This window comes from Thermogemmatispora sp. (assembly GCF_019683755.1).
Taxonomy (GTDB): Bacteria; Chloroflexota; Ktedonobacteria; order Ktedonobacterales; family Ktedonobacteraceae; genus Thermogemmatispora.
Map to the genome: position 1 here is coordinate 1 of NZ_JADGHT010000173.1, position 9,369 is coordinate 9,369.

Consider the following 9,369-nt stretch of genomic DNA (forward strand, 5'->3'; position numbering starts at 1 on the left):
GCCCTGCGTGGCTGGCGCCTGTGGCTCGCGCGTTTATTAGGACTGCTGCCACGCCAATCCTCGCCAGGCTCACCAGCTTGAATGGTAGAGCAAAGGAGGAGGGAAGAGGCCCGGTGAAACGCCTGTCTCTGACCCTCCTACCACCACCAACAGGCCCGCCACCAGCATGGCCCGCTGCCCAGGTAGCCTCAGATCGAGTTTGTTCTTGAGGTTGCCCCAGGCTGGCCGTCAAAGAGACGCCGCCTGGGGGCACAGCCGCCCCTTTTAAGCAGTGTTACTCAATACATTGAGTAGGCAGGCGCATTAACACTTGATAAAGCGGAGCTGCTTCTCTCTTGGATCAAAGCAAAGACATGTTAATACAACTACTTCGACTCCAATCAAAGTTAGCTGACTGGGATAGTTAGCGTGTGATATAATATAAAGGAGAGTGTGAGCATAGCGAAGGGAGACAACATTGTCGCTGTACTCATCAGACATCAGTTCTGCAGACTCCCGGAAGCATGTCGTCGCGGCCTATCTGGAGGTCATCCGTTTGCTTGATGACCGTGTCGCGCCTCTCCTGGGGAAAGTAACCACTCGCGTGCTCGTTCAGGGTGCCGCCCGACGAGTAGCGGAGAAGTACCCTTTTCTTCACTTTCTTGAGCGTATCCCGTATACTGAGGTTACTCCGGCTATTGCCCAGGAGCAGCTTGGCGGCCAGTCCCCGCAGGAGCTAAAAGCAGGACTAAATGCCCTTCTGGAGGAGTGCTTCGCGGGCTTGAAGGAACTCACAGGTGACCTGATTGTTACTCCGCTTCACGACGAGGTGACCCGCCAGCTCCAGCACATGTCGATCTTGCAGTAGATAGCAGAGACCATGTAGCTAGCGTAGCAGTGAGCAATGGAGAAGAGCAGCGTGCAGTCTCAGTCGACACTCCCAGATGGCGCGTACCGCTCTTCCAGAGGATCGGGAGAAGATCGGCTGGCGGTTCTCCGCCACGAGATGGAATATCTCAATACCATCGGGAAGCGCTTTGTTGCCGCCAATGATCGCTTCCAGGTTCATCGTGCCTTGCTGGCTACGTTACAAGAATTGTATAGCTTCTCCGCCTGTGCCATTCTCCTCAAAGGTCAGTATGGTGATCCCTTTGAACTCTCCATCATTCCCCGCTATCCACTCAGTGCCTCTTTCCTGCAAGAGATGATCCAGCGCATTGCGCGGGCTGCCAACATTATCGATTTCCCCAGTGTAACCCCCGAAGAGCTGGCTGTGGCCGCTTATCTTGACGCCCCCGACGATCTGGCCCTCATGGAGCCACAGCCTTCGCTTGGTGGCAGCGAAATTGGCGATTTCCTTCATTTGCCATTGGCCGTTGAGGATCGGATCATTGGCCTGCTCAGCCTCTTCCACGAGCGCGAAGGGGTCTTCGATACCCAACTCCTCCAGCTGACGCGCATTATTGCTGACTACGCAGCCATCGCCTTGGAGAATATGCGCCTGCGTGAGCGCGAACAGGCGCTTTGGCGGGAGGCTGAGTTCGAGCGGAGCCGGCTGGAGCTAATTATCAGTAGCATGGCCGAAGCGCTATTGATTACGAATGCTCAGGGCGCCATTGTCTCCCTGAACCGCTTTGCCGAGCAGCTCTTCCAGCAGGCCCAGATCGATGCACGTCTTGAGCCTGGTATCCCCCTCCGCCAGCTCGCCGCCCGCAGCAATGTGCCCTGGCTACGTGAGCTGGCCCATGTAGTTGACCAAGCCCTGATGGGGCAAACTATCAAGAATCAGGAGCTGATCATCGGCGAGAGCAACGAGACCGTCCCTTTAACCCTGAGTATCAGCGCCGCCCCACTCAACCAAGATAGCCATCACCCACTACCCGGTGGCGTCGTGGTTGTGCTCAACGATATCACCGACCGCAAGCAGATCGAGAAGCTGAAGGACGAGTTTGTCTCGGTGGTCTCGCACGAGCTGCGGACTCCTCTGACCGCCATCAAGGGCTATACGCAGCATCTCGTGCGGCGCCTGGAGCGGCGTCTCCGCCAGCAGCCACGTGGGGAGCGCGGGCAGCCGGAGCCTCCTGAAAGCTATGACCTGCGCAGCCTCTATATCGTGCAGAGTCAGGCTGAGCACCTGGAGCGTCTGGTGAGCGATCTTTTGGATTTATCGCGCGTGCAATGGGGACGTCTGGACCTGCAATACACCTCCTTCTACCTGGCTGACTTGCTGGCCGAGCAGGTTCGCCTGGCCCAGGCCAATACAGAGCAGCACATCATTCAGCTTGATCTCCATGTGCAGGATAGCAAGGTGATCGCTGACCGCCAACGTATTGCCCAGGTCGTGGGGAATATTCTGGACAATGCTGTCAAGTACTCTCCCCAGGGGGGACACGTTACCGTGCGACTAGAGAAGAGAGGCGATGACTTCCTGGTGAGTATCAGCGACGAGGGTATCGGCGTCAGCCCAGAATACCTTGACCACATCTTCGAGCGCTTCTATCGCGTTCGTAACGCCGCCAGCCGCCAGTATTCGGGCATTGGCCTGGGCCTGTACGTGGCCCGTGCCATTGTCGAAGCTCATGGAGGCCATATCGGCTACGCCAGCAATCAGCAAGGCCTGGGCAGCACTTTCTACTTTAGCCTACCGCGGACCCCCAGGATCTCGCCTGAGACCAATGAGCACTAGGGAATCACACCCTGAGGCCAGCCTGGGTCGAGCCAAGGATCTGCCATCAACCCCAGCCTCCTCGCTAGCCTGCCGCGCCTTGAGCCGTCTGCTCTTTCTCCTACCCCAGCCAGACCAATAGGATACTCGCTGGCCACATCACGCCTAAAAGGCCTTCAATAGATCAGTTGGCGTCGCCTGGAAGCGGTCCAGTAAGTAAGAGCGACCGAATGGCGTAAAATGGATAGTAGCCCAACTTGCGCGCAGAATCTGGATGTGACGCAAAACGCGCGCTTCTCCCCAAAGCGGGTAGAGCAAATCGCAGAGGGCATTAATGATATCACCGGTACTGGTGATGAGCACACCGACCAGCGTTACCCCGATCACCAACAGGATATGATGGGGAAGAGAAACCGGGCCGAGAGCAGTAAAAAAGCCGATATAGACCATGCTGCCTGAAACCAGTGCAGGCAAAAGGGCCTCCAGTACGATATAGAGGCGCGACGGCTCGCGCACAAACAGAGTCGTGATGCCCAACGGACCAATGGCCCAGCCGATCAGCTGATCACGCCGCAAGAGCGCCAGAAGCAGGTGAGACCCCTCAAACAGCAGTAGCCAGAGCAGCACAAAGGCAATCAAGCCCGGCACAGAACGAAGCTGGATACTGGCCAGTATCCCCGGCATGCTCATCCTCCTCGAACATCGAAAACAGCGATACCAGAAACCTCTGTTTGTATTGTACGCCCAGTGAGGGCTTGCCGACAACAGGCCCTTGCTATTCTTCCCATCCTCCTTTACCGACCAGCGGCACGAAAACGCAGCCGCCAAGCGAATGCACCTCTTGCCCCCTAGACGTACGCCGCACAACTAGCAGCTCCTGATGATCATGACTGCCGACCGGGATCACTAACAGGCCGCCCTCCACTAGCTGGGCAACCAGCGGCTGAGGAATCTGTGGCGCGGCTGCTGTGACCACAATCCGATCATAAGGAGCGGCCTCCGGCCAGCCTAGTGAGCCATCACCCACAAAGACCGAGACATTCTGCAGGCCGAGCTGCAGTAGCCGTCTAGCAGCTTGGCAGGCCAGTTGCTGGTGTCGTTCAACTGTCGCCACGGAAGCCGCCAGGCGTGCCAGGATCGCCGCCTGATAGCCCGAGCCGGTCCCGATCTCTAGTACCCGCTCCTGACCGCTCAGTTCCAGAGCTTGCGTCATCGTCGCGACAATGAGAGGCTGAGAAATAGTCTGACCGCAGCCAATGGGAAGGGCTTGATCAGCGTAGGCCCACTGACGATGTTGGGGATCAACAAACAGTTCGCGCGGCGTGGCTTCAATGGCCGCCAGAACACGTTCATCGTGGATACCAGCGCTGCGCAAACTCTCAACCAGATAACGGCGCTGCGTCTCGAAATCACGAGTCATAGCATTCCAGGGCGGTGTTGAGTAGAAAAGGCCTATCAGCTCGCGAACAGAGCAGACAACCTATGACAACCGGCCCGCTTCACGATGGCCATGAGGCCCACGCTTGGGGAGGGCGCCCCAACGGGCGTACCTCTTCTTGTTCTTGTCCTTCGTTGCGCTGCCACCCGCTGCCCTCTCTGAGCCACACTAGGCCATCAAGACCAGCATGAGACTTCTCTACCGGAACGATATACAAGACCGCTGTGCCTGGCAAGGAGAGACGCAGAGGAACAGCCCGGCCAGCAAACGATTGTTCCTCCCCTGGCCACTGACCGCCTCAGCGAATCTCAGCCTTCTTCGACGACTAAGCTGCGCGCTTCGGGATAAGACGCACGAGGGTATCCACCTAGAGTCTAATGCCTGGTATTCGAGACGTCAAGGAGAACAGGGAGGAAGCTGGCTGCTCCCCCACTAAGGAGGTCAGAGTCAACAAACCGAAGGTTGCTGAAAGCAAGCCGGAGTCCAACTCGCAAGCGAAAGACAGAAACAAGCATAAAAAAAGTGGGCGCTACTGGGCTCGAACCAGTGACCTCTTCGGTGTGAACGAAGCGCTCTCCCACTGAGCTAAGCGCCCTTTTCCCTCTCAACTCAAAACCGGCATGATCACCAACTTAGCTAAGCTCGCTTCTGATCATCCGGCTTTCCGGTATAGCTACTATAGCACTCCGGGCGAGGCTTGTCAAGTAGCGACGAGGGGAATAGGAGGAGCAGGGCACAGAGTCTTTCTGCTCGGCCTCGCCAGCCAGGAATCGCTGACGCAAGCAAACAGGCGAGGCCGAGTCCGTGGCACAGTTTTCCCTAGAGACCAGCCAATAACAGAGAGAGCCGAGCCACGGCGCGCAACACGAGTACATGGAGCGCCGCCCGGAGTGCAAGCGTTGGCAGTACAGTCACGTGAGCAAGCACGAAAGCAAAAGCAAGCAAGCAAAGGCAGAGCGTGTTGGGTTAGCACATTATGGCTCGTTGGGGGCCTTGCGCATCGTGGGGAAGAGGATCACATCGCGAATAGACTCCTGATCGGTCAAGAACATGACCAGGCGATCCACGCCGATGCCCAGCCCGCCAGTAGGTGGCATGCCCACCTCCAGAGCCTCCAGAAAGTCTTCATCGAGTACCTGCGCTTCGACGTCGCCGTGGGCACGTTGTCGCATCTGATCCTCAAAGCGCTGGCGCTGATCGAGCGGATCATTCAACTCAGTAAAGGCGTTGCCGATTTCCAGGCCACCCAGGAACGGCTGAAAGCGCTCTACCAGATTGGGCTGCGACCGATGACGCTTGGCCAGAGGCGAGACATCCAGCGGATAATCAATCAGGAAGAGGGCGCGGCGCAAGGGTTCCGCCCCCTGGCGAAACATCGCGCTCTTCAGCTCATCAATCAAACGGCCCCGACCCAAAGCGGGATCGACCTCGTAGCCACGAGCTCGCATCTCGGCGGCCAAACTCTCTCGATCGGGATAGCGATTCACGTCAATCCCGGTAAACTCCTCAATGGTCGCTAGCAGCGGCAAGCGTGGCCAGGGCGGCGTGAGATCCACCTCGTAGCCGCGATAATGAATGCGCGCTGTTCCACAGGCCTCCAGAGCGATTGCATAAATCATTTCCTCAGTCAGGCGCATCATATCCTCATAATCGGCATACGCCTGATAGCACTCCATCATAGTAAACTCTGGATTATGGGTCCGGTCAATCCCCTCATTACGGAAGTTGCGACCAATCTCATAGACTCGTTCGAAGCCGCCCACGAGCAGGCGTTTCAAATACAGCTCCACCGCGATACGCAGATACAGATCGCGGTCCAGGGCATGGTGATGAGTCACGAAGGGGCGCGCTGTCGCACCGCCATAGATTGGCTGCAGAATGGGGGTCTCCACCTCCAGAAAGCCCCGCTCGTCGAGGAAGCGGCGCATAGCCCGAATCACGCGACTGCGCGTCACAAAAATCGGCTTCACCTCATCGCCGTTCGCCAGTAGATCCAGATAGCGCTTGCGCTGGCGCAGCTCGATATCTTCCAGCCCATGATACTTCTCGGGCAAGGGGCGCAAGCCCTTGGCAATCACTGCGAACTGTAGGACATGCAGCGTGCGCTCACCGGTACGTGTATAGAAGAGAAAGCCTCGCGCCTGAATAAAGTCGCCAATATCCAGGAGGCGGACCGTACGATAGGCTTCCTCACCAAGATCGTTAATGCGAAAGTAGACCTGAATGCGACCAGTGCCATCCTCAATATGGGCAAAGGCAATCTTGCCCATCTCGCGGAGCAAGCGGATGCGTCCCACTAGACAAAAAGAGTGCTCCTCTCCCAGCCACTCATCGAAGTGCTGCAGCACCTCGGCAATTGTATGGCTGCGCTCAACATGGTTGGGATAGGGATTGATACCGCGCTCACGCAAAGCCTCCAGGCGCTGGAGCCGCACACTTCTTTCATCAGCCATAACGCTCTTGAAAACTCCTCACAATGGTTTGCCGCTATTTTAGCAAAATTCCGGGCCAGTGGATAGCAGGGGGAGAGTAAGTGGAAGGAAGCAGAGCAATCGACAGCCTGGCTAATCTCCCCACCTCTTCGCTCTCCAGGCTTCACCACCCTGATCAATCAGCTCCAGGCAGACGGTGAACAAACCCAAAGAGGAGGGCCGCACAAGAGAAGGCGGCCCCCAAAGAAAGACACAGCGGCATACTCCATCCTGGCTGGATCAGGAGACGAAAGCACTCAGGGAGGAGAAAGCAGGAATGCTCTCGCCGCAGGGGGAGAAGCTCACTTACTCAATGGCGAGGACAGTGTACTCTTTTACACCACCAGGGGTAGAAACCATAACCAGATCGCCCACCTTATGGCCAAGCAAAGCTTTGCCTACTGGGGACTCATTAGAGATGCGGCCCGCGCTCGGATTAGCCTCATAGGCACCCACAATCGTATAGCAAGCCTCACGCCCATCGCTGCTACGCACACGCACCACCGATCCCAGCGTTACTTCATCGCTCTGGACCTTCTGAATCGTGCGCGCAGTGGCAAGCATCTGCTCTAACTCATAGATCTTCCCTTCGAGGCGCGCATACTCGGTCTTGGCTTCCTCATAGGCCGCATTGTCGTTGACATCGCCCCCCTCTTTGGCATCATGCAGGTAGCGTGCCACCTCGGCCCGCTTGACCGTACGCAAGAACTCCAACTGATTCAGAAGACGTTGCCGGCCATCCTCGGTCAGATAGACGCCCTGTGTCTCCATCCTATGTTTCCCTCCATTGTCTGCAGGAAATCGCTCATCTACTATCCAGAGTCTGAGTCTGCCTCCTGAGCTGCCGTGCCACAAAGCAGGGACAGCACAACAGTCAGTCAAGCAGCCTTTTCAAGAAGAGAGAGCCGGTCCACGATCCAGATCTCTGGTTTTCTGGCCGGTTTGCCGCGAGTCAACGCACGGGATCGGCCAAGCAAGGCGAAGCACCTTATCAGTTGTTTAGGCACAGACCGCACTCTGCCCCGGGAGCAGGAGCCGTCTCTCACTAGGAAAGGTGCCCCACGTCTCCCCAGGTGACTGTTACCAGCTCGCCTGAGCGGCAACGTAGCAGCAGCTCGCCACTCTCATTAACCTCCTCGGCCTTGCCCTCCAGTTGACGAGCCCCTTGCTGAATGCGCACCGCACGCCCCAACGTCTGTAAGCGACTACGCCAGCGCTCGCGAATGAGTCGTGCCACCGGCAACGAGAAAGCAGCGGCAGCCCTCACAGGCGCTGACAACGCAGACAGCTCAGGGTGGGCTTCGGCTTCCTTCTGCAAGGCGAGATAGGAATCCTCCACATGCTCCAAAAGATGGGAAATGAAGGCCTCGCGGCTTATAACGTGACCGCACTCAGCTTCCAGTGTCGTCGGCGTCGGCGCTTGAACCAGCGGAGCTGACGCAGCTGCAGGAGCCTCGGGGCGGGACTGCACTGAGCCGCCCGCACTCTGCTCGATCGCTAAATCCTCACTGCGTCCATTGACATTGACGCCGATGCCCAATACGGCCACCAGACGACCGGCCCGATCAGAGCTGGTCTCGATTAAAATACCGGCAACTTTACGTTCGCCGATCAAGATATCGTTAGGCCACTTGATAGTAGCAACAAGGCCAGCCGTATCGGCAATGGCTTCTAACACGGCCAGTGCGGAAAACATCGTTAGCAGAGGGAGCGGGAAGCGTGGATAGAGCACCATCGACAAGAGGACATTGCGCCCAGCCACGTCAACCCAACGGCGGCCCTGCCTGCCACGCCCGGCAGTCTGGCTCTCTGTCAGCACCACCAAACCCTCTACACTCTCACCCGGTCCGGCCTCAATGGCGCGCTGCATCGCCAGCGTATTCGTTGAATCCACCACCGGGAGATACAGTAGACACGCCTCACCTCTGCCAATCAGGCGTGTGCCCAACACCTGCCGTAACCTGTCGAGATGCAGTCGTTCACTGCCGGTCATCTGCTCCTGGTACCTCCGCCCATCTCGCTCCCATCCTCCTGCTCCTCCCCTTTTTCATACCTGCGAGCCTGCACCTAGCACTAGCACGCCAGCGGCCTCGCATGCTTGCTTGGACATCAGTTTCATCGCGACTTCTCTCGCTCGATCTGCAGCCTTGTGCCATCAGCGCTACCGCCCCCACCCCTATCAAGCAGCTCTGCGCGGCCCTTCTGACCCTGGACCTCGCTCGTACCTCTCAGTAAGAGACCGCAGGCACCGGGCCGGCTGGTAGCCATCCTGCAACGCTGGTTGCTCTACTGATCACCCATTGAGCATCAGACGCAAAGAGCGTGTAGAGGCTCTTCACCAGCACCGGCCCAGCGGTGAAACCATACAGGCGGGAGTTAACCAGACTTCCCAGGCGGGCCAGGTTGCTTCCCACCTTCCGACTGGCACCACCATCAGGAGGCGTCCTTCCCTCCTCGCTTGGTGTGGCCGGTTAACTCGCCACCTGTGTGGCAATCTCGTTCAGGCATGTGCACACCACCTCCTTTCATTGCGCTAATTGTAACATCGCATTTCAGGTGCTGTCAAGCTTTTCGTTGAAATTTACTTGAACACTTTTTCCTTGAGCTTTTCGACCAGAACGCCAATGTCAGCAGGAACGCTCAACCGTACGGATTTTAAGGGTTCTTTCATGCCCATGCGCAGGTTCTCAATGCTTGAAATAATATACAATAAGATTGGTCCAGGAAAGGAGGAGTTCCGCTATGGCCATCGAGCGTACCGCTCATCCCTATATCGTTCGTGACCCTGCCATTTACGGCGGCGAACCCATCATTGA

The 9,369-nt window shown here is 57.3% G+C and carries 7 protein-coding genes and 1 tRNA gene; 2 read left to right on the top strand and 6 right to left on the bottom strand.

Translation table 11 applies throughout. The annotated features are described in order from the left end of the window. Window positions 1-535: 535 nt before the first annotated feature. Both IRZ24_RS12080 and IRZ24_RS12085 read left to right on the top strand, forming a co-directional pair. Complete coding sequence (locus IRZ24_RS12080; RefSeq protein ID WP_297164509.1) at window positions 536-847, top strand: hypothetical protein; 312 nt, start codon at window positions 536-538, stop codon at window positions 845-847. A gap of 51 nt (window positions 848-898) precedes the next feature. Then, window positions 899-2,665 (top strand): ATP-binding protein, encoded by a 1,767-nt coding sequence (locus tag IRZ24_RS12085; RefSeq protein ID WP_297164512.1) that lies wholly within the window; start codon window positions 899-901, stop codon window positions 2,663-2,665. Window positions 2,666-2,809: 144 nt separating this feature from the next. Here IRZ24_RS12085 and IRZ24_RS12090 read toward each other — a convergent pair whose 3' ends face one another. The 6 genes from IRZ24_RS12090 to IRZ24_RS12115 form a co-directional block, all read right to left on the bottom strand. After that, window positions 2,810-3,328, bottom strand: coding sequence for a hypothetical protein (locus IRZ24_RS12090; RefSeq protein ID WP_297164515.1), 519 nt, complete (start codon window positions 3,326-3,328; stop codon window positions 2,810-2,812). Window positions 3,329-3,419: 91 nt separating this feature from the next. Continuing rightward, window positions 3,420-4,064, bottom strand: coding sequence for a protein-L-isoaspartate(D-aspartate) O-methyltransferase (locus IRZ24_RS12095; protein WP_297164518.1), 645 nt, complete (start codon window positions 4,062-4,064; stop codon window positions 3,420-3,422). 541 nt (window positions 4,065-4,605) lie between these two features. After that, window positions 4,606-4,677, bottom strand: a tRNA-Val gene (locus tag IRZ24_RS12100). Window positions 4,678-5,056: 379 nt separating this feature from the next. After that, window positions 5,057-6,535: a lysine--tRNA ligase gene (lysS, locus tag IRZ24_RS12105; RefSeq protein ID WP_297164521.1), complete on the bottom strand. Its 1,479-nt coding sequence runs from the start codon at window positions 6,533-6,535 to the stop codon at window positions 5,057-5,059. Between the two features lie 324 nt (window positions 6,536-6,859). Beyond that, the gene (greA, locus tag IRZ24_RS12110) at window positions 6,860-7,324 is read right to left on the bottom strand and encodes a transcription elongation factor GreA (RefSeq protein WP_052888503.1); all 465 of its coding nucleotides are present in this window, start codon (window positions 7,322-7,324) and stop codon (window positions 6,860-6,862) included. Window positions 7,325-7,598: 274 nt separating this feature from the next. Beyond that, window positions 7,599-8,546 carry a biotin--[acetyl-CoA-carboxylase] ligase gene (locus IRZ24_RS12115; RefSeq protein WP_297164524.1) on the bottom strand — a complete coding sequence of 316 codons (948 nt, stop codon included), beginning with the start codon at window positions 8,544-8,546 and terminating at the stop codon, window positions 7,599-7,601. Window positions 8,547-9,369 lie beyond the last annotated feature (823 nt).

Bases quoted from the DNA above. Each gene is read 5' to 3' on its own strand.
- IRZ24_RS12090 (WP_297164515.1), bottom strand. From the start codon at position 3,328: ATGCCGGGGATACTGGCCAGTATCCAGCTTCGTTCTGTGCCGGGCTTG.
- IRZ24_RS12095 (WP_297164518.1), bottom strand. From the start codon at position 4,064: ATGACTCGTGATTTCGAGACGCAGCGCCGTTATCTGGTTGAGAGTTTG.
- lysS (WP_297164521.1), bottom strand. From the start codon at position 6,535: ATGGCTGATGAAAGAAGTGTGCGGCTCCAGCGCCTGGAGGCTTTGCGT.
- greA (WP_052888503.1), bottom strand. From the start codon at position 7,324: ATGGAGACACAGGGCGTCTATCTGACCGAGGATGGCCGGCAACGTCTT.
- IRZ24_RS12115 (WP_297164524.1), bottom strand. From the start codon at position 8,546: ATGACCGGCAGTGAACGACTGCATCTCGACAGGTTACGGCAGGTGTTG.